This window comes from Streptomyces sp. NPDC001816 (assembly GCF_042892235.1).
Classification (GTDB): Bacteria; Actinomycetota; Actinomycetes; order Streptomycetales; family Streptomycetaceae; genus Streptomyces.
Genome location: NZ_JBIATY010000009.1, coordinates 234,309 through 253,662, shown reverse-complemented (window position 1 = coordinate 253,662; position 19,354 = coordinate 234,309). Strand labels below are relative to the sequence as shown.

Below are 19,354 nucleotides of genomic sequence, written 5' to 3'. Positions count from 1 at the left end.
CCCCCTCCTCCTCACCCGGTGATCACGCGGTGATCCGGCGTCCGGTCACGGTGAACGGATCGATGCGCACCCACAGGCTGCGCGAGCCGCCGGCCCAGGGCGTGCTGTAGGCACGTTCCGTGAGCCGCCGCCGCTCCTCCTGGTCCGTGACCGCGTACGCGGGGCCGCGGACCAGGACGCTCCAGCCCTGGCTGAACGCGTCGTCGATACGGTCGACCTCGAAGGCCACCTGGCAGCCCATGGCCAGGGCCGGCGTGGCCCCGCGTTCGGTCCGGAAGACGATCGCACCGTCCACGACGCTGTAGTTGACGGGCACGATCACCGGACCGGAGGCCGTGGTGATCGCGAGCCGCCCCACCCCGTGCGTCGCCAGCAGGGCCCGGCACTCGCCGGTGCGCAGCCTGGTGAACACCGGTGCGGGCCCGGCGTGTCCGATACCGGGTGGCAGGTCGACGGTGCCGCCGGTGAGTTCGGCGACGGTGGTCTCCAGGGCCTTGGCCAGGATCATCAGCGCGCCCGTGCCCGGCGTGGCCTCGGGGTGCTCCTCCACGTACCTGAGATAGCTGGCCGCCATCCCGGCACGCGCCGCCGTCTCCCGCCGGGTCAGGCCGAGTTGGATCCGCCGGGCGGCGAGCCTTCGGCCCAGGTCGCCCAGCGGCGCCTCCGCCACCGTGTTCGCCCTCGTCTGCTCGTTCATGCTCATGACTTCTCCTCCTCGGGGCCGGCGGAGTCAGCCGTGCGCGACCACGGCGACGGGAGCGTCGACGTGATGCAGGACGGCGTGGGTGACATGGCCGATGCGGGCGCCGAGCCGGCTGGTGCGGATGCGCCGGCCGACGACGACCAGGGAGGCGTCGCGGGAGGCCGCGACCAGGACGGGTGCGGCATTGCCGGCCCGGCTCGCCTCGGTCACTTCCACGTCCGGGAACTTGTGCCGCCAGGGGCGCACCACCTCGGTCAGGACGTCGGCCTCGCTCCGCGCGATCGATCCCCTCAGGTCGTAGCCGGCGGACAGGGCGTACGGCTCGGAGGGCGGCGGGTTCCAGGCGTGCACGATGCGCAGCGGGGCCTTGCGGCGGGCGGCGGCGTCGAAGGCGAACTCGAGCAGTGTCTCGTCGGGGTCCCTGGTGTCGAGGCCGAGAACGACGGGCCGGAAGGGTGCCGCGGCCGAGGGCACGCCCGCCGGGTCCATCCGGTGCTCGTCGGCGGCCTGCTCGCCGGCCCTGACCAGCACCACGGGGCGTTCGACCCGGGCGATGACGGACAGGCTGACCGAGCCCGTCATGAACCCGCCGAGCCCGCCGAGGCCCCGCGAGCCGAGCACCAGCAGCTCAGCGGCCTCCGCCGCCTCGCACAGCACGTCGGCCGGCATCCCGGTGCACTGCTCGGCGGTCACGTCGAGACCGGGGTGGCGCAGCCGGATGCCCTCGGCGGACTCACGCGGAACCCGCTCGGTCCAGTACGGGTGGGTCTCCCATCCCAGCAGCTGCGCCTGGCCGATCAGCTCGGGCGCGGGCTCCCAGACATGGACGATCTTCAGAGGCAGGCCCCTCAGCACTGCTTCACGGGCCGCCCATTCCGCTGCGGCCCGGCTCTCGGGCGAGCCGTCGAGACCTACCGTGACCGGTCGGGTCATGCTCTCCACCTCCAGGGGCGAGGAATCACTCAGGGGCGAGGAATCACTTCCACCACGTCCACCGTCCTGCGTGCGGTGCCGCCGGAAGCAGGGGCCACTCGTCCCCGGCCGGGACCGACCGGCCCTGGAAGCGGGGGGCAGGCAGCCGCGAGGGTGATGGGGGGCGAGGGGCGCCCGTAAGCCTCGCGTCGGCTGGTGCCCCGGTGGATCCTGAGGGCGGACGGCGGAGGTCTACGCATGGCCAAAGGACGGGCCGGGCGGGTTCCGGGGCTGCGCGGTCCCGTGCCCGGGCCCGGCGCACTCCTCGCCCGCCTGCGCAGCCGGCTCCGGGGCGACCTGCCCGCGGGCATGACGGTCGCCGCGTACCTCGTACCGCAGTGCATGGCGTACGCGGGCGTGGCCGGTCTGCCCCCGGTCACCGGACTCTGGGCGATCCTCCCGGCGCTCGGCCTCTATGCGCTGCTCGGCTCCTCACGCCTGCTGTCGGTCGGTCCGGAGTCCACGACGGCCCTGATGACGGCCACGGTGGTGGGCCCCCTGGCCACCGGCGACCCGAGCCGCTACGCCTCGCTGGCGGCCGCCCTCGCCGTCACGGTCGGACTGCTGTGCCTGGCGGCCCGGGCGATCCGGCTGGGCTTCCTCGCGGACCTGCTCTCCCGCCCGGTCCTGGTCGGCTATCTCGCGGGCGTGGCCCTGATCATGGCGGTGGACCAGTTGCCCAGGCTCACCGGTGTGCGGACGAGCGGCACGGAGTTCTTCCCCCAGCTGTGGTCCTTCTTCACTCATCTGGCAGACGCCCACCTGGCGACCGTGGCCCTCTCCGCCGCCGTACTGGTGTTCCTCTTCGCCGTCGCCCGCTTCTTCCCGGCGCTCCCCGGACCGCTGCTCGCCGTGGTCCTCGCCACGGTGGCCGTCGTGGTCTTCGACCTGGACGGCCGCTACGGCGTCGCAGTGATCGGCACCGTGCCCTCCGGCCTCCCGGACCTCGCGCTGCCGGATCTCTCCGAGGTGCCGGGCCTGGTGCTGCCCGCACTCGGTGTGCTGCTGGTCGCGTACACCGACATGATCCTCACCGCGCGGGCGTTCGCGGACCGCAGCGACCAGAACGCGCTCGACGCCGACCGGGAGTTCCTCGCCCTGGGCGCCACCAACCTCGGCGCCGGTGTGCTACACGGCTTCCCGGTCAGCAGCAGCGCCAGCCGTACGGCACTCGCGTCCTCCGCGGGCGCCCGCAGCCAGCTGTACTCGCTGATCGCGGGGGCGGCGGTGCTGGCCGTCCTGCTGTTCCTCAGCCCCTTCCTGTCCCGCATGCCCTCCGCCGCGCTCGGCGCACTCGTCGTCTACGCCGCCGCCCACATGATCGACCTCGCGGGCTTCCGCCGGCTCGCCTCCTTCCGGCGCCGCGAGCTGTTCCTCGCCCTGGGCTGCCTGGCGGGCGTGCTCGCCCTGGACATCCTGTACGGGGTGCTCGTGGCCGTCGGCCTGTCGATCGCCGAGCTGCTGGCCCGGGTGGCCCGGCCCCACGACGCGGTCGAGGGCCTGGTCCCCGGGGTGGCCGGCATGCACGACGTCGACGACTACCCGGAGGCGCGCACGGTCCCCGGTCTGCTCGTGTACCGCTACGACTCGCCCCTGTTCTTCGCCAACGCGGAGGACTTCCGGCGCCGGGCGCTGGAAGCCGTGGACGAACAGACCGAACCCGTCCGATGGTTCCTCCTCAACACCGAGGCCAACGTGGAGGTCGACATCACGGCCCTGGACGCCGTGGAGGACCTGCGCCAGGAGCTCACGGGCCGAGGCATCGTCTTCGCCCTCGCCCGGGTCAAACAGGACCTGCTGGACAAACTCAAGTCGTACGGCCTCGCGGAGTCCGTCGGCGCCGACCACATCTTCCCGACTCTGCCCACGGCGGTGGCCGCGTACCGGGACTGGAGCCGCTCCCACTGAACGAGTAGGGCCGGTCGGCCCTGGTGCGTACGGCGCCGACGGACGATGATCGACCTCAGGGGCATATTTCAGGCTGCCCCGACCGGGGAACGAGGGGTCGTGATGACCGAGGAACGCACCTTCACCGAGCAGCACCCGATCCGGGTGTTCCTGCTCGACGACCACGAGGTCGTACGACGCGGCCTGGCCGACCTGCTCGACGCCGAGCCGGACATCTCCGTGGTCGGCGACGCGGACACCGCCGAGCACGCCCTCACCCGCGGCCCGGCGCTGCGCCCGCACGTCGCCGTGCTCGACGTCCGCCTGCCCGACGGCGACGGCATCTCGGTCTGCCGTGAGCTGCGCAGCCGGATGCCGGAACTGGCCTGCCTGATGCTGACCTCCTTCGACGACGAGGAGGCCCTGCTCGACGCGATCATGGCCGGGGCGTCCGGGTACGTCCTCAAGCAGATCAAGGGCTCCGACCTGGTGTCGGCGGTCCGCACGGTCGCCTCGGGCCAGTCGTTGCTGGACCCCGCGACGACCGCCCGCCTCATGCGGTCCCTGCGCGCCGGCCCCGCCGAGACCCCCGCGCTGCCCCCCGAGCTGGCGAGCCTCTCCCCGCGCGAACGCGACATCCTCGCCCTGATCGGCGACGGCCTGACCAACCGCGAGATCGGCAACAAGCTGTACCTGTCCGAGAAGACCGTCAAGAACCACATCTCCCGCCTGCTGGCCAAGCTGGGCGTACAGCGCCGGGTCCAGGCAGCGGTCCTGGCCTCACACCTCGAACAGAACGGCGACCAGGCCTGACGGCCCGCACCGCCGGGTCCGGCCTGACGTCGGTCGCCGCAAGTACGGCGTGTGCTGCTCGCTCTCCGGCAGCGAGGGCGCCTTCGATGTGTCCGGCATGGTCGGTCGCCGTCTCGGTCGACGCCCAGTGCAGTCGCCCGTCCAGCGCGGGCCGCCGATAGAGGGTGTGGCCGAGGAGCGAGTGGTCGCTTGTCGATACTGATCGGACACCACGGAGCGGGAAGAGGAACGACCCATGGCCGATCAGGACGAGCGATTCGATGTCGTCGTACTAGGAGCCGGGCCCGGCGGCTATGTCGCCGCCGTCCGGGCCGCCCAGCTGGGCAAACGCGTCGCCGTCGTCGAGGAGAAGTACTGGGGCGGCGTCTGTCTGAACGTGGGCTGCATCCCCACGAAGGCCCTCCTGCGCAACGCCGAACTCGCCCACATCTTCACTCGCGAAGCCAAGACCTTCGGCATCAAGGTCGACGGCCAGGTCTCCTTCGACTACGGCGAGGCCTACCGCCGCAGCCGCAAGGTCGCCGACGGCCGCGTCAGGGGCGTCCACTACCTGATGAAGAAGAACAAGATCACCGAGTACGACGGCCGCGGCGCCTTCCTCGACCCGCACACCCTCCAGGTCACCGGCTACGACGGCGAGACCCGCACCCTCGGCTTCGACCACTGCATCATCGCCACCGGCGCCACCCCCAAACTGCTCCCCGGCACGAAACGCAGCACGCGCGTCGTGACCTTCGAGGAACAGATCCTCGCCGAGGATCTGCCGCAGTCGATCGTCATCGCCGGGGCCGGCGCCATCGGCATCGAGTTCGCGTACGTCCTGCACAACTACGGCGTGAAGGTCACGGTCGTCGAGTTCCTGGACCGCATCGCCCCGCTGGAGGACGCGGAGGTCTCCGCCGAACTCGCCCGCCAGTACCGCAAGCTGGGCATCGACGTCCTCACCTCCACCCGCGTCGACGCCATCGACGACTCCGGGCCCCAGGTCCGCGTCACCGTCACCGGCAAGGACGGCACCCCGCAGGTCCTGGAGGCCGACAAGGTCCTGCAGGCGATCGGCTTCGCCCCCAACGTGACAGGCTACGGCCTGGAGAACACCGGCGTGCGCGTCACCGACCGCGGCGCCATCGACGTCGACGGCCGCTGCCGCACCTCCGTCCCGCACCTCTACGCCATCGGCGACGTCACCGCGAAGCTGATGCTCGCGCACGCCGCCGAGGCCATGGGTGTGATCGCCGCCGAGACGATCGCCGACGCCGAGACCATGGAACTCGACTACGCGATGATCCCCCGCGCCACCTACTGCCGGCCGCAGATCGCCAGCTTCGGCTACACCGAGGCCCAGGCCCGCGACCTCGGCCACGACGTCAAGGTCGCCAAGTTCCCCTTCACCGCCAACGGCAAGTCCCACGGCCTCGGCGACACCACCGGCTTCGTCAAGCTCATCAGCGACGCCAGGTACGGCGAGTTGATCGGCGGCCACCTGATCGGCCCCGACGTCACCGAACTCCTCCCGGAACTCACCCTGGCCCAGCAGTGGGACCTCACCGTCCACGAGGTCGCCCGCAACGTCCACGCCCACCCCACCCTGGGCGAGGCCGTCAAGGAGGCCGTACACGGCCTGGCCGGCCACATGATCAACATGTGAGCCACCGCCAGAGCCACGCTACGGCCCTACGCTGCATGGCGTCGCACCTGCATCGAAGTGAGGCATCGTCAGAGGAGATCCCCAGACCTACAACCCCACGATCTGGTTCCACCGCTTGGCGAACTCCACCCGCTCCTCGGAGGTGATGTCCCGGGCGATGGCCAGCCGCTTGCGCATGGTGCTGTCCGGGAAGATCAGGGGGTTGTCGGCCAGGGCCGCGGTGTCCTTGTCCTTGGACGCCGCCAGCACATCCCTGGCTGCCGGGACCGGGCAGACGTAGTTGACCCATGCGGCGAGCTTCGCGGCGACCTCGGGGTCGTAGTAGTAGTCGACCAGGTGCTCGGCGTTGGTCTTGTGGCGGGCCCGGTTGGGGATCATCAGGGAGTCCGACCACAGCTCGGCGCCCTCCTCGGGGACGAGGAAGCGGATGTCGGGGTTGTCCGCCTGGAGCTGGATGACGTCGCCCGAGTAGGCCTGGCAGGCGAGGACGTCGCCGCTGACCAGGTCCTTGGTGTAGTCGTTGCCGGTGAAGCGGCGGATCTGGCCCCGGTGGACCTCGCGCTCCACCTGGTCGCAGACCCGGTGGAAGTCGTCCGCGGTCCACTTGGTGACGTCCACGCCGTTGCCCTGCATCAGCAGCGCGAACGACTCGTCCAGACCGGAGAGCAGGGTCACGCGGCCCTTGAGGTCGCTCGCCCAGAGGTCCGAGACATGGCGTATCTCGCGGCCGAGCTTGCGGCGGTTGTACGCGATGCCGGTGATGCCGGACTGCCACGGCACGGTGAACCTGCGACCCGGGTCGAAGGCCGGTGAACGCAGGAGCGGGTCCAGGTACTTCGCCACGTTGGGCTGGTGGGCGCGGTCCATCCGCTGCACCCAGCCCAGGCGGACGAAGCGCGCGCACATCCAGTCGCTGATGACGATCAGGTCGCGGCCGGTCGACTGGTGGTTCATCAGCGCAGGGCTGATCTTGCCGAAGAACTCGTCGTTGTCGTTGATCTCCTCGACGTAGTCGACGGAGATGCCGGTGCGCTTCCCGAAGGCCTCCAGCGTGGGCCGCTTGTTGGGGTTGTCGTCATCGGTGTCGATGTACAGCGGCCAGTTCGCCCAGGTCAGCTTCTTGTCGGTGGCGGACACGTCGGTCACGGCACGGTCGCCGGGCTCGACGTAGGCGGCGGGTACCCCGCAGCCGGCCAGGGCGCCGAGCGCGGCGGTGCCGCCGAGCGCGCGCAGCAGGGAACGGCGGGAGACGGGACGCGGAAGCGAGGTTGTCTGGGGCACCAAGGCAGGATGCCGTGAGGCCCCGCACACGGACAATCGACGCTGCGTCGATCGCACCGGGTGGGACCCGACACCTTGTCGATCAGTGCCGTAAGAGCGAGCGGCGCCGTACGGCGAAAGAGCGCAGCCCCGGACGGGGAGGTGAACCCGTCCGGGGCCGCGCGCCGGGTGTGTCAGCTGTCCAGCGACGTCATCACGTGCTTGATCCGCGTGTAGTCCTCGAAGCCGTACGCCGACAGGTCCTTGCCGTAGCCGGACTTCTTGAAGCCGCCGTGGGGCATCTCGGCGACCAGCGGGATGTGGGTGTTGATCCACACGCAGCCGAAGTCGAGCTTCTTGGACATGCGCATCGCGCGGCCGTGGTCCTTGGTCCACACCGAGGAGGCGAGGGCGTACTCGACGCCGTTGGCCCACTGGACGGCCTGGTCCTCGTCGGTGAAGGACTGGACGGTGATGACCGGGCCGAAGACCTCGTTCTGGACGATCTCGTCGTCCTGCTTCAGGCCGGAGACGACGGTCGGGGCGTAGAAGTAGCCCTTGTCTCCGACCTGGTGGCCGCCCGCCTCGACCTTGGCGTGGGCGGGCAGGCGCTCGATGAAGCCGGAGACCTGCTTGAGCTGGTTGGGGTTGTTGAGCGGGCCGAAGAGGACGTCCTCGTCGTCCGGCTGACCGGTCTTGGTCTCGGACGCGGCCTTCGCCAGCGCGGCGACGAACTCGTCGTGGATGGACTCCTGGACGAGGACGCGGGTCGCGGCCGTGCAGTCCTGGCCGGCGTTGAAGAAGCCCGCCACCGAGATGTCCTCGACGGCCTTGGCGATGTCGGTGTCCTCGAAGACGACGACCGGGGCCTTGCCGCCCAGCTCCAGGTGGACCCGCTTGAGGTCCTTGGAGGCGGACTCGGCGACGGACATGCCGGCGCGTACGGAGCCGGTGATGGAGGCCATCGCCGGGGTGTCGTGCTCGACCATCGCGCGGCCGGTGTCACGGTCGCCGCAGATGACGTTGAAGACGCCCTTGGGCAGGATCGAGCCCATGATCTCGGCGATCAGGACGGTCGAGGCGGGGGTGGTGTCCGAGGGCTTCAGGACGACCGTGTTGCCCGCGGCGATGGCCGGGGCGAACTTCCACACCGCCATCATCATCGGGTAGTTCCACGGCGCGACCTGCGCGCAGACGCCGACCGGCTCGCGGCGGATGATCGAGGTCATCCCGTCCATGTACTCGCCGGCCGAGCGGCCCTCGAGCAGCCGGGCCGCACCCGCGAAGAAGCGGATCTGGTCGACCATCGGCGGGATCTCCTCGGAGCGGGTCAGCCCGGTCGGCTTGCCCGTGTTCTCCACCTCGGCCGCGATCAGTTCCTCGGCACGCTCCTCGAACGCGTCCGCGATCTTCAGGAGGGCCTTCTGCCGCTCGGCGGGGGTCGTGTCACGCCAGGCCGGGAAGGCCGCGGCGGCGGCCGCCATGGCGGCGTCCACGTCCGCCTGTCCGGACAGCGGGGCGGTGGCGTACGCCTCGCCCGTCGCGGGGTTGACCACCTCGGTGGTCCGTCCGTCGGCGGCGTCCCGGAACTCACCGTCGATGTAGTTGCGCAGACGACGCAGCTCGGTGCTCACTGCCGGCCTCCTGGTCTGGTTAAAGCTGTCCGATCACTGAGACACCCACCCTAGTCGTCGCCCCCACGTTTTCAACACCCCCGCCGCAGCCACTTCTGCGAAATCCGCAAGACTGAGACCCGCAAACAACGAATTTCATCGCTACGGCCTTGCGAAACCATCGAGACGTCGTGCACAGTGAGGTCGTGGCCAGTCGAAGCGCAGACCAGAGGGACTCGTCCCGCGAGTCCAGGAACGGCAACAGTCCCCAGCTGGACGCCGTCTCCCTCGCCATCATTCAGCAGCTCCAGGAGGACGGCCGCCGGCCGTACGCCGCGATCGGCAAGGCCGTGGGCCTGTCCGAGGCGGCCGTGCGCCAGCGCGTCCAGAAGCTGCTGGACCAGGGCGTGATGCAGATCGTCGCCGTCACGGACCCGCTCACCGTGGGCTTCCGCAGGCAGGCGATGGTCGGGATCAACGTCGAGGGCGATGTCGAGTCGATCGCGGACGCGCTGACCGGCATGTCGGAAGTCGAGTACGTGGTGATGACCGCGGGCTCGTTCGACATCCTCGCCGAGATCGTCTGCGAGGACGACGACCACCTGCTGGACGTCATCAACAAACGCATCCGGGCCCTGCCCGGGGTGCGCTCCACCGAAAGCTTCGTCTATCTGAAGCTGAAGAAGCAGACCTACATGTGGGGAACCCGATAACCGTGACCCAGAAGGACCTCAGCCGCACCGCGTACGACCACCTGTGGATGCACTTCACCCGCATGTCCTCGTACGAGAACTCCCCCGTCCCGACCATCGTCCGGGGCGAGGGCACCTACATCTACGACGACAAGGGCAAGCGCTACCTCGACGGTCTCGCCGGTCTGTTCGTGGTCCAGGCCGGTCACGGCCGCACGGAACTCGCCGAGACCGCGTTCAAGCAGGCCCAGGAGCTGGCGTTCTTCCCGGTGTGGTCCTACGCCCACCCGAAGGCCGTGGAGCTGGCCGAGCGCATCGCCGACTACGCCCCCGGCGACCTGAACAAGGTCTTCTTCACCACCGGCGGCGGCGAGGCGGTCGAGACCGCCTGGAAGCTCGCCAAGCAGTACTTCAAGCTCACCGGCAAGCCGACCAAGTACAAGGTCATCTCCCGCGCGGTCGCCTACCACGGCACCCCGCAGGGCGCCCTGTCCATCACCGGCCTGCCGGGCCTGAAGGCCCCCTTCGAGCCGCTGGTGCCGGGCGCGCACAAGGTCCCGAACACCAACATCTACCGCGCCCCGATCTTCGGCGACGACCCGGAGGCCTTCGGCCGCTGGGCCGCCGACCAGATCGAGCAGCAGATCCTCTTCGAGGGCCCGGACACCGTCGCCGCGGTCTTCCTGGAGCCCGTGCAGAACGCCGGCGGTTGCTTCCCGCCCCCGCCCGGCTACTTCCAGCGCGTGCGCGAGATCTGCGACCAGTACGACGTGCTGCTCGTGTCGGACGAGGTCATCTGCGCCTTCGGCCGCCTGGGCACGATGTTCGCCTGCGACAAGTTCGGCTACGTCCCGGACATGATCACCTGCGCCAAGGGCATGACCTCGGGCTACTCCCCGATCGGCGCCTGCGTGGTCTCCGACCGCATCGCCGAGCCGTTCTACAAGGGCGACAACACCTTCCTGCACGGCTACACCTTCGGCGGCCACCCCGTGTCGGCCGCGGTGGGCCTGGCGAACCTGGACCTGTTCGAGCGCGAGGGCCTCAACCAGCACGTCCTCGACAACGAGTCCGCGTTCCTCTCCACGCTGCAGAAGCTGCACGACCTGCCGATCGTCGGCGACGTCCGCGGCAACGGCTTCTTCTACGGCATCGAGCTGGTGAAGGACAAGCACACCAAGGAGTCCTTCAACGAGGAGGAGACCGAGCGCGTCCTGTACGGCTTCCTCTCCAAGGCGCTGTTCGAGAACGGCCTGTACTGCCGCGCCGACGACCGTGGTGACCCGGTCGTCCAGCTCGCCCCGCCGCTGATCTCCAACCAGGAGACCTTCGACGAGATCGAGCAGATCCTGCGGGCCACCCTCACGGAGGCGTGGACCAAGCTCTGATCATCCGGCTGGATGATCAACGCCGGCCCCGGTGCCGTCCGTTCGAGTGAGAACGGCGGCCCGGGGCCGTGTGCTGTCCGGCCTCCCGGTACCGGCTGCCTAGGTTTCCAGTGACCGATCGGCCCAGCCTTCGTTCCCCCGGACGGGGGACGGAGCAAGGGAACAACGGATCAGAACCGAGGTGTACGCCCATGGAGGCCCCGCCGGACAACGACGTGCTGTGGGCACGCTCCCTGCACTTCACGCACCGCGACGGCTCGCCCGGCCTGGCCGGTGTCTCGCTCGAGGTGCAGCAGGGCGAGATCCTCGCCGTCAGCGGCCCGCGCGGCAGCGGCAAGACCACGCTCCTCAGGTGCCTGTCCGGTCTGGTGCGGGCGCAGCAGGGCGAGGTCTGGTTCAACAGCGCGCCCCTGCACACGCTGGGGCCGATGGCCCGTGAACGGCTGCGCCGCGACCGCTTCGGCTGGATCGACCCGTCCCCCGTGCTCGTACCGGAGCTGAACGTCTGGGAGAACGCCGCCCTCCCGCTGATGCTGCGCGGCACCAGCCGCCGCCGGGCCAAGGTGGCCGCGCTGGAGTGGCTGGAGCGGCTGGACGTCGGCGACCGGGCCCGCAGACGCCCGCACGAGCTGCAGCAGGCGGAGCGTCAGCGCGTGTGCATCGCCCGCGCGCTCGCCCCCGGGCCCACGATCCTCTTCGCGGACGAGCCGACGGCCCCGTTGCACCGCGCCGACCGCGCCCATGTGCTGCGCACGCTCACCACGGCGGCCCGCTCGCACGGCATCACCGTCGTGCTCGCCACGCACGACTCCGACACCGCGGCCCTCGCCGACCGCGCGCTCTCCCTGCTGGACGGGCGCCGCGTGAAGACCGTGCACCTGCCGGACACCCCGGAGACGGAAGGCCGGGCCGCGTGCTCGCTCTCCGCCTGACCCGCGCGGCCCGGCCCGCCGTCCAGCTGCGCCGCCTGCTGGTCGCCGCCGCCTCGGGGGGCACCGGCTTCCTGCTGCTCGGCGCCCTGGGCTACGCGCTGGGCCACCCGCAGACCCCGGGCGCGGCCGTGCTGCGCCTGGTCTGGTGCCTGGTCCCGCTCGCCGCCACCGTGTACTTCGCGCTCGCGGTGGCCCGCACGGACCCCGGCACCCGACCTCGGCAGGGCCTGTCGGCCGTCGGCCTCGGCCCGGCCCAGCTGATGGCGATCTCGGCGCTGACGACGGCCCTGTCCGCCGCCCTGGGCTCCATGCTGGCGCTGCTGGTCTTCCTGCATCTGCGCGGCGATCTGACGGGCATGCCCTTCGACGGCGCGGCGGCCCGGTTCCTGGCCGCGGACCAGCCCCTCCCGCTGCCGGCGGCCCTGACCCTGCTGGCCCTTGTCCCGGTGTTCGCATCGACGACGGTGGCCGTCGCCCTGCGCCCCCGGGACCCGCGCCGACCCGCCAAGGCCACCCGCGCCTTCGGCCGCTTCGGTGCGTACGGCCACTCGGCACCGCGCGAGACGTTCGGGGCGTACGGGAGGTTCGGGGCGCGGTTGCTCGCCCCCGCGGGGGCGCGCGGCGCCGCCGGAAGGACGGAGACCGCCCAGCAGGCCCTGCCCGAGGCCACTTCCCCTGGGGGCGCCGATTCCGAGGTGCCGGATCAGGACGACGCCGACCAAGCCGGCCTCCCCGCCACCCTCCCGCCGCCCCGCGAAGCCCCCGTCGGCCTCCCCTGGGGCATCGCCACCGTCGCCGCGGGCCTCGCCGTGCAGGCCTACGCCGGGCGCACCACTCCCGCCCCCGACCTCACCGACCTGCCGGTCGAGGCCTTCACCGTGCTGGTCGGCTGGGTCCTGACCGCCCTCGGGCTCGTCCTCGCCTCCCCCGGCCTCACCCATCTGTGCGGGCGCGTCCTGCAGTCCGTCCGTCCGGGCGCCCTCAGGCTGCTGGCCGGCCGGGTCCTGATGGCGGAGGCCACCCGGATCGGCCGCCCCCTCGGCGTGGTGTGCGCGGTGGCGTCCGCGGCCTACGCCCTGACCGTCCTGTACGACGGCCCCGACCCCTCCTTCGGCCCCCTGACGACCCTCGGCGCGCTCGTGGTCACCGGGAGCACGGTGGCGACGCTGCTGACGGCGGCCACCGAGGCCCGCCAGTGCCGCGCCGACACCATCGCCGCGCTGCTGCGCCTCGGCGCCCCCGCCGCGATGCTGCGCGGCGCCGCCGCCCTCCGCGCGGCCGCCCTGCTCGCCGTGTTCGGCCCGCTCACTCTGGTGATCGCCAACCTGGCGGCGCTGCCGATGGCCCACTGAGCGCCGGTCGAGACGGTCCCCCGAAAAATCTCCCGAGAAAAATCTCCGGCCGCCGATGAGTTACGCGGCGGCCCGGCGTCTATCCCAGCGAACGGCAGCAAGCGCACGGACCCGAGGGAGAGACCCCCATGTACCAGCAGATGATCTTCGTGAACCTGGCCACCGCCGACGTCGAGGCGTCCAAGAAGTTCTTCACCGCGCTCGGCTACACGATCAACCCCCAGTTCAGCAGCGACGACTGCACCTGCGTCGTGATCAGCGACACGATCGTCGCGATGCTGCTCAGCAAGCAGCACTACGCCAACTTCACGAAGAAGGAGATCGTCGACTCGACGACGTCCAGCGAGGTGCTGGTGTGTCTGAGCGCCGAGAGCCGCGAGAAGGTCGACGAGCTGGTGGACAAGGCGATCGCGGCGGGCGGGAAGCCCAGCGGCGAGACGCAGGACCACGGCTTCATGTACGGCCGCGCCTTCGACGACCTCGACGGCCACACCTGGGAGGTCATGTGGATGGACCCGGCGGCGGTTCAGGGCTGACCCGGTCCGTTCGCACAGACGTGCCTAGCATGGGCGGGTGCATCCGACACCCGCCCAGCCGTTCGACGGCTCCCACGACCGCGAGATCGAGTCCCTGGCCGAGTTCGACGAGGTCGTCGCCGAGCACGGCTCGCTGGCCCACCACCGCGTCCAGGCCGTCGATCTGACGGACCGTACGAAGACTCTGCTCACCCTCGACACCACGGGCGCCGTCTTCCTCGGCTGCCCGATGGACCCCGAGGCGGCCGCCCACGTCCGCTCGTCCGGCGCCCTGGTGTTCCCGCCGGTCCCGGGGCTCCCCTTCGACCCGTACCGCGGCTTCGCCTACTCACCCGAGGAGTTGTTCGAGTCGCTGGAGGAGGGCTACGAGGCGACGCCGGACGCGCGGGCCTACGCCTGGTTCCAGCGCACCAAGGCCGACGGTGACGTGTTCGCCTCCATGTTGCGCGCGATCCACGACGACGCCGTCTCCGACGCCCTGGACGAACTCCTCGCCGACGCCCGGGTGGTGGGCGTCATGGGCGGCCACGCGATGGCCCGCGGCACGGCCGCGTACGCCGGTGCCGCCCGGCTGGGCCGGGAGCTGGCGCGCGCCGGGTTCACGGTCGCCACCGGCGGTGGCCCCGGCGCGATGGAGGCGGCCAACCTCGGCGCCTACGCCGCCCCCTTCGCGGACGGCATGCTGGAGGAGGCGCTCCGAGTCCTCGCCGAGGCACCCTCGTTCCGGCCGTCCGTCACCGACTGGGCGCGGGCCGCCTTCGAGGTGCGCGAACGCTGGCCCGGCGGCGGGGAGTCGGTGGGCATCCCCACCTGGTTCTACGGCCACGAGCCGCCGAACGCCTTTGCCGCGCACATAGCCAAGTACTTCGCCAACGCCACCCGCGAGGACGGCCTGCTGGCCCGCTCCACCGCCGGGGTGGTGTTCCTGCCGGGCGCCGCCGGCACCGTACAGGAGATCTTCGACAACGCGACGCCGAACTACTACGAGTCGCGGGGCGAGCCCACGCCCATGGTGCTGGTGAACGAGGAGCACTGGACGCGGGAGCTGCCGACCTGGCCGCTGCTGCAGTCGCTGGCGCGGGGGCGGTCCATGGAGTCCCGTATCGCCCTCGTTGACCGGATCGAGCAGGCTCCTGAGGTGTTGAAACGTCTCTGCAGTTAATAAGCAGGCAAAGCCAACGGCCGCCACAGGCATATGCATTGACACTCTTATGGAGCGCTTATAAACCTGTGAGCCTCCTGGGGGTGCTGGGGCATCACCTCATCCGTCGTCCCATCTCCCCCTCAGCCCCCCGCAGTTCTGCACTCTGTAAAGGACAAACCTTGTCCATAACCCGCCGTAGCGCACGCCGTTCCGTGCACATCCTGGGTGTTGCCTCCGCCTCCGCCGCGCTGGCCCTCGGTGTCGCCGGCCAGGCGCTCGCCTGCGACATCACTGAGTTCTCCGCCGAAGCCCAGTGCGACGGCAACAAGGGCGTCATCGTCGTCACCGACAAGGACCCCTCCGGCACCCCGGCCACGATCACCGTCTTCTCGAAGAACGCCGCCGGTGTCGAGAAGCAGGTCGGCGAGCCGCAGGACATCAAGGGCTCCGCCAAGGGCACCACGGTGAACTTCCAGGAGAAGTGGAAGCCCAACGCCACCTACCGCATCCACGTCAAGGCCGGCGACCAGGTCGACGAGGACATCAAGCCGGACCTGCTGACCCCGTCGACGGCCTGCAAGAAGGAGGAGTCCCAGACTCCGACACCCCCGGCCACCCCGAAGCCGAAGCCGAAGCCGTCGGCGTCCACCTCCACCCCGACTCCGTCGGCCTCCGAGAGCAGCTCCGCCCCGGCGGGCGCGCCGGGCAACGCGCCGTCCCCCGCGGCCGGTGACTCGAACCTCGCCGAGACCGGTGCCAACTCCAACACCGGTCTGATCGCCGGTGTCGCGGGCGCCCTGGTCGTCGTCGGCGGTGGCGCGGTCTACCTCGGCATGCGCCGCCGCGGGGCGGGCAGCGGCCGCTGAGGCCTCACTTCGCACATCGCCGCGGCCCGTCCCCGATCCCCAGGGGGCGGGCCGTGGTCGTGCTCAGCCGAAGGTGGCCCGCTGGAGCCAGAACTCCAGCGCCTCGCGTTCGCCGAGCACCTCCAGGCCGGGGGCGTCCAGTGGCAGCCGCCGGTAGAAGGCGAGCAGCACCGAGGTGAGCGGGCCGCGCAGGGCGACGGTGGCCTTCTCGTGGCCGCGCCACCAGCGGATGCCGTCCGCGCCGAACTCCGCCAGCCACTCGGCGTTCAGGGCGGGGTCGGCGTCCGTGGCGTGCAGGTGGATGGTGCGCGTGGGTCCGTCCAGGCGGAAGGCCTCTTCCTGGCCGCGGATCTGCTGGAAGAACAGGGCGATGTCCAGCCACTCGTCGAGCGCGTCGGCGGCGATCTCGGGCGCCACCTCGTAGGGCACCTGGGCGGTGAGCGTCGCGTCGGCGCGGTGGACGGTGATCTCGTGGGTCATGCGGCGGGCCCAGAAGCCGGAGGTCGCGTTCCCCTGCCAGCTCCACACCTCGGTGTCCGGCCCGGCCTCGCGCAGCGCGCCGACGACCAGCTCGCCGGTCTGAGCCAGCCACTTGTCCAGGGCCGCCGCGTCGCCCCGCTCCTCGGGTCCGCCGGCCAGCGGGATCCGCTCCCACGGGATGTTCTCCTGCGCCCGGCCGCGCACCAGGGCGTCCACCCAGCGCAGGGCGCCGCCCATATGACGTACGAGGTCCTCCAGCGACCAGTCCGGGCAGGGCGGCACGGTGGTGGCGAGGTCCGTGCCGGAGGACAGCACGGCCCTCAACTGCCCCACCTGGTGAGCGATTTCGTCGCAGTAACGGTCATGTGCGAGCAAAGTCATGTCCGTCACCCTAGGGGTGAGGTGATCAACCGAGCACCACGATTTCGGCCGCGTCGAACGCGACCCCCAGCTCGGCCCCGGGCTCCGGCGCGTCCCGGAGTGCGCAGGCCGCCTCCAGGCGCGGGCCGCCGTCCCGGGGCAGGAGGTGGACGGCCACGTGGGTGCCCTTGAAGGTGCGGGCGGTCACCGTGCACGGCAGGCCCTCGTCGGCCGCGACGAGCCGTACGCCGGCGGGCCGGACCAGCAGCGGGCGGTTGCCCCGGGGCGAGCCGTCGGGCACGGGCAGCTTGCCCCACGGGGTGTCCGCCGCCGTGTCGCCGACGGTCGCCGGAACCACGTTGTCGAAGCCGAGGAAGCGGGCCACGAACTCGTCCGCGGGCCGCTGCCAGACCTCCAGCGGCGTCCCTGACTGGGCGATCCGCCCGTCCCGCATCACCACCACCCGGTCGGCCAGCGCGAAAGCCTCGCCCTGGTCGTGGGTGACGGCGAGCACGGTAGTACCCAACCGCCCGAAGAGTTCCCGGAGTTCGACCACCAGCCGCTCGCGCAGGGAGCGGTCGAGCTGCCCCAGGGGTTCGTCCAGCATGAGCAGCCGGGGCCGGGGCGCGAGCGCGCGGGCGAGGGCCACGCGCTGCTGCTCGCCGCCGGACAGTCCGGCGACGGCCCGCCCGGCGGCGCCCGGCAGCCCGACCAGCTCCAGCAACTGCCCGACCTCGGCGTCCCGTCCGCCCCTCGGCACGCCGTGCATCCGCAGCCCGAAGGCCACGTTGCCGCCGACGTCCCGCTGCGGGAAGAGCTGGTGGTCCTGGAACATCAGCCCGACGCCCCGCCGGTGCGCGGGCACGCCCGCCTGGTCCCGGCCGTCGAGCAGCACCCGGCCAAAGTCCAGGGGCTGGAGTCCGGCCACCGCCCTGAGCAGCGTCGACTTCCCGCTGCCGCTGGGTCCGAGCACGCACACCACCTCGTGCTCGGCGACGTCGAGGTCGACCGCGTCGAGCACGGGCCGCCCGCCGAGGCACACGGTCGCGTCCGCAAGGCTCAGCAGCATCAGAACTCCCCCGTCCGGTCGGTGCGCAGCCGCTCCAGGACCAGCAGGGCCGCCGCGCACACCACCATCAGAATCGTCGACAGGGCCATCGCCTGCCCGTAGTTGAGGTCCCCGGGCCGGCTCAGCAGCCGGGCCACGGCGACCGGGAGCGTCGGATTGTCGGGCCGGGCGATGAACACGGTCGCCCCGAACTCGCCGAGGGACACGGCGAACGCGAACCCGGCCGCGATCAGCAGCGCCCGCCGCACCAGCGGCAGGTCGACCTCGCGCCACACCCGCCAGGGCGAGGCCCCGAGCACGGCCGCCGCCTCCCTGAGCCGGCCGTCCACCGCCCGCAGCACGGGCAGCATGGTCCGTACGACGAAGGGGGCGCCCACCAGCGCCTGCGCGAGCGGGACGAGGATCCAGGACTGCCTGAGGTCCAGCGGGGGCCGGTCCAGTGAGATGAGGAAGCCGAAGCCGACGGTCACGGCGGAGACGCCGAGGGGCAGCATGAGCAGCGCGTCGAAGCCGCGCACCAACCGTCCGGCGTCCCTGCGGGCCAGCGCGGCGGCGGCGAGTCCGCCGATCAGCACGGCGACGGCGGTGGCGGCGACGGCGTACTCGAGGGAGGTCCACACGGCGTGCAGCGGCGCCACGAGGAAGGTGCCGCCGTCGGAGTCGGTGAGCGCCCGGTAGTAGCCGAAGCCCGGCGCGTCCAGGGAGCGCTGCACGAGCACGGCGAGCGGCAGGACCAGCAGCAGGGCGACGGTGACCAGGACCCCGGCGAGCAGCGCCCACTGCCCGGCGCCGCGCGGCCGGCGGGCGGTCACCTTCGGGTCGACGAGCCGCAGGGCGGTCTCCCGGCGCCGCACCGTCCACGCGTGCACGGCGAGGATCGCGCCCACCGCGACGAACTGGACGAGGGTGAGGACGGCGGCCGTGGACAGGTCGAAGACCTCTGAGGTCTGGCGGTAGATCTCCACTTCGAGGGTGGAGAAGGTGGGCCCGCCGAGGATCTGCACCACGCCGAAGGAGGTGAAGGTGAACAGGAACACCATCAGCGCGGCGGCGGCCACGGCGGGTGCGAGGGCGGGCAGCGTCACCTTCCGCCAGGCCCGCAGCGGGGACGCGCCGAGCATCCGGGCGGCCTGTTCCTGCCGCGGGTCGAGCTGGGCCCACAGTCCGCCGACCGTGCGGACGACGACCGCGTAGTTGAAGAAGACGTGCGCCAGCAGGATCGCCCACACAGTGGTGTCGAGCCGTACGCCCCACAGGTCGTCGAGGAGCCCGCCGCGGCCGACGAGCGCGAGGAACGCCGTACCGACGACGACCGTCGGCAGCACGAACGGGACCGTGACGACGGCCCGCAGCAGCTGTCTGCCCGGGAAGTCCAGGCGGGCGAAGGCATAGGCGGCGGGCAGGGCGAGCAGCAGGGTGAGCGCGGTGGAGGCGAGCGCCTGCCAGGAGGTGAACCACAGCACGTGCCGGATGTCCGGCTGGGTGACGACGTCCGCCATCCGCCCGAACTGCCAGGCGCCGTCCACCTTCAGCCCGCGCGCGACGATCGCGGCGACGGGCCAGGCGAAGAAGACGGCGAAGAACGCGACGGGCAGGGCCATGAGCCCCAGCCGCGCCGCGCTCCCGCGCGTTCGTCCCT

General features: G+C 71.5%; 18 protein-coding genes. 10 read left to right on the top strand and 8 right to left on the bottom strand.

Annotated features, from left to right (window positions below):
* Window positions 1-22: 22 nt before the first annotated feature.
* Both ACFYZZ_RS30235 and ACFYZZ_RS30230 read right to left on the bottom strand, forming a co-directional pair.
* Window positions 23-697 (bottom strand): helix-turn-helix domain-containing protein, encoded by a 675-nt coding sequence (locus ACFYZZ_RS30235; protein WP_389182697.1) that lies wholly within the window; start codon window positions 695-697, stop codon window positions 23-25.
* A gap of 33 nt (window positions 698-730) precedes the next feature.
* Window positions 731-1,636: a universal stress protein gene (locus ACFYZZ_RS30230; RefSeq protein ID WP_389182464.1), complete on the bottom strand. Its 906-nt coding sequence runs from the start codon at window positions 1,634-1,636 to the stop codon at window positions 731-733.
* A 237-nt stretch (window positions 1,637-1,873) separates the two neighbouring features.
* Between ACFYZZ_RS30230 and ACFYZZ_RS30225 the strand changes: the two genes are divergently transcribed.
* Window positions 1,874-3,583: a SulP family inorganic anion transporter gene (locus ACFYZZ_RS30225; RefSeq protein WP_389182461.1), complete on the top strand. Its 1,710-nt coding sequence runs from the start codon at window positions 1,874-1,876 to the stop codon at window positions 3,581-3,583.
* Between the two features lie 102 nt (window positions 3,584-3,685).
* On the top strand, window positions 3,686-4,375 hold the full coding sequence (locus tag ACFYZZ_RS30220) for a response regulator (protein ID WP_389182459.1): 690 nt from the start codon (window positions 3,686-3,688) through the stop codon (window positions 4,373-4,375).
* Here ACFYZZ_RS30220 and ACFYZZ_RS30215 read toward each other — a convergent pair.
* Window positions 4,272-4,619 carry an FAD-dependent oxidoreductase gene (locus ACFYZZ_RS30215; RefSeq protein ID WP_389182694.1) on the bottom strand — a complete coding sequence of 116 codons (348 nt, stop codon included), beginning with the start codon at window positions 4,617-4,619 and terminating at the stop codon, window positions 4,272-4,274. The two genes, ACFYZZ_RS30220 and ACFYZZ_RS30215, sit on opposite strands and share 104 nt — an antisense overlap.
* Between ACFYZZ_RS30215 and lpdA the strand changes: the two genes are divergently transcribed.
* Window positions 4,611-6,023 (top strand): dihydrolipoyl dehydrogenase, encoded by a 1,413-nt coding sequence (gene lpdA, locus ACFYZZ_RS30210; RefSeq protein ID WP_389182456.1) that lies wholly within the window; start codon window positions 4,611-4,613, stop codon window positions 6,021-6,023. The two genes, ACFYZZ_RS30215 and lpdA, sit on opposite strands and share 9 nt — an antisense overlap.
* An 87-nt stretch (window positions 6,024-6,110) precedes the next feature.
* Here lpdA and ACFYZZ_RS30205 read toward each other — a convergent pair whose 3' ends face one another.
* A complete protein-coding gene (locus ACFYZZ_RS30205; RefSeq protein ID WP_389182453.1) occupies window positions 6,111-7,304 on the bottom strand; it encodes a PotD/PotF family extracellular solute-binding protein in 1,194 nt (397 codons plus the stop codon).
* Between the two features lie 173 nt (window positions 7,305-7,477).
* Window positions 7,478-8,917 carry a gamma-aminobutyraldehyde dehydrogenase gene (locus tag ACFYZZ_RS30200; protein ID WP_389182450.1) on the bottom strand — a complete coding sequence of 480 codons (1,440 nt, stop codon included), beginning with the start codon at window positions 8,915-8,917 and terminating at the stop codon, window positions 7,478-7,480.
* 170 nt (window positions 8,918-9,087) lie between these two features.
* Here ACFYZZ_RS30200 and ACFYZZ_RS30195 point away from each other — a divergent pair, with 170 nt between their 5' ends.
* The 7 genes from ACFYZZ_RS30195 (at window position 9,088) to ACFYZZ_RS30165 (ending at window position 15,806) form a co-directional block, all read left to right on the top strand.
* On the top strand, window positions 9,088-9,609 hold the full coding sequence (locus ACFYZZ_RS30195) for an Lrp/AsnC family transcriptional regulator (protein ID WP_185149123.1): 522 nt from the start codon (window positions 9,088-9,090) through the stop codon (window positions 9,607-9,609).
* Window positions 9,610-9,611: 2 nt separating this feature from the next.
* Window positions 9,612-10,976 carry an aspartate aminotransferase family protein gene (locus tag ACFYZZ_RS30190; protein WP_389182446.1) on the top strand — a complete coding sequence of 455 codons (1,365 nt, stop codon included), beginning with the start codon at window positions 9,612-9,614 and terminating at the stop codon, window positions 10,974-10,976.
* 191 nt (window positions 10,977-11,167) lie between these two features.
* Window positions 11,168-11,908: an ABC transporter ATP-binding protein gene (locus ACFYZZ_RS30185; protein ID WP_389182443.1), complete on the top strand. Its 741-nt coding sequence runs from the start codon at window positions 11,168-11,170 to the stop codon at window positions 11,906-11,908.
* On the top strand, window positions 11,890-13,260 hold the full coding sequence (locus ACFYZZ_RS30180) for a hypothetical protein (RefSeq protein ID WP_389182440.1): 1,371 nt from the start codon (window positions 11,890-11,892) through the stop codon (window positions 13,258-13,260). The genes ACFYZZ_RS30185 and ACFYZZ_RS30180 overlap by 19 nt, the downstream gene beginning before the upstream one ends.
* A gap of 128 nt (window positions 13,261-13,388) precedes the next feature.
* On the top strand, window positions 13,389-13,796 hold the full coding sequence (locus tag ACFYZZ_RS30175; protein ID WP_389182437.1) for a VOC family protein: 408 nt from the start codon (window positions 13,389-13,391) through the stop codon (window positions 13,794-13,796).
* 37 nt (window positions 13,797-13,833) lie between these two features.
* On the top strand, window positions 13,834-14,958 hold the full coding sequence (locus ACFYZZ_RS30170) for an LOG family protein (RefSeq protein WP_389182434.1): 1,125 nt from the start codon (window positions 13,834-13,836) through the stop codon (window positions 14,956-14,958).
* 161 nt (window positions 14,959-15,119) lie between these two features.
* Window positions 15,120-15,806, top strand: coding sequence for an LAETG motif-containing sortase-dependent surface protein (locus ACFYZZ_RS30165; protein WP_389182431.1), 687 nt, complete (start codon window positions 15,120-15,122; stop codon window positions 15,804-15,806).
* 63 nt (window positions 15,807-15,869) lie between these two features.
* Here ACFYZZ_RS30165 and ACFYZZ_RS30160 read toward each other — a convergent pair whose 3' ends face one another.
* From ACFYZZ_RS30160 to ACFYZZ_RS30150, 3 genes are read right to left on the bottom strand one after another with little or no spacing between them, the layout of a single operon-like run.
* Window positions 15,870-16,667 (bottom strand): maleylpyruvate isomerase family mycothiol-dependent enzyme, encoded by a 798-nt coding sequence (locus ACFYZZ_RS30160; protein WP_389182428.1) that lies wholly within the window; start codon window positions 16,665-16,667, stop codon window positions 15,870-15,872.
* Between the two features lie 25 nt (window positions 16,668-16,692).
* The gene (locus ACFYZZ_RS30155; protein ID WP_389182426.1) at window positions 16,693-17,715 is read right to left on the bottom strand and encodes an ABC transporter ATP-binding protein; all 1,023 of its coding nucleotides are present in this window, start codon (window positions 17,713-17,715) and stop codon (window positions 16,693-16,695) included.
* Window positions 17,715-19,316 (bottom strand): ABC transporter permease, encoded by a 1,602-nt coding sequence (locus ACFYZZ_RS30150; protein WP_389182423.1) that lies wholly within the window; start codon window positions 19,314-19,316, stop codon window positions 17,715-17,717. Before ACFYZZ_RS30150 ends, ACFYZZ_RS30155 begins: the two co-directional genes overlap by 1 nt.
* Window positions 19,317-19,354: the final 38 nt, after the last annotated feature.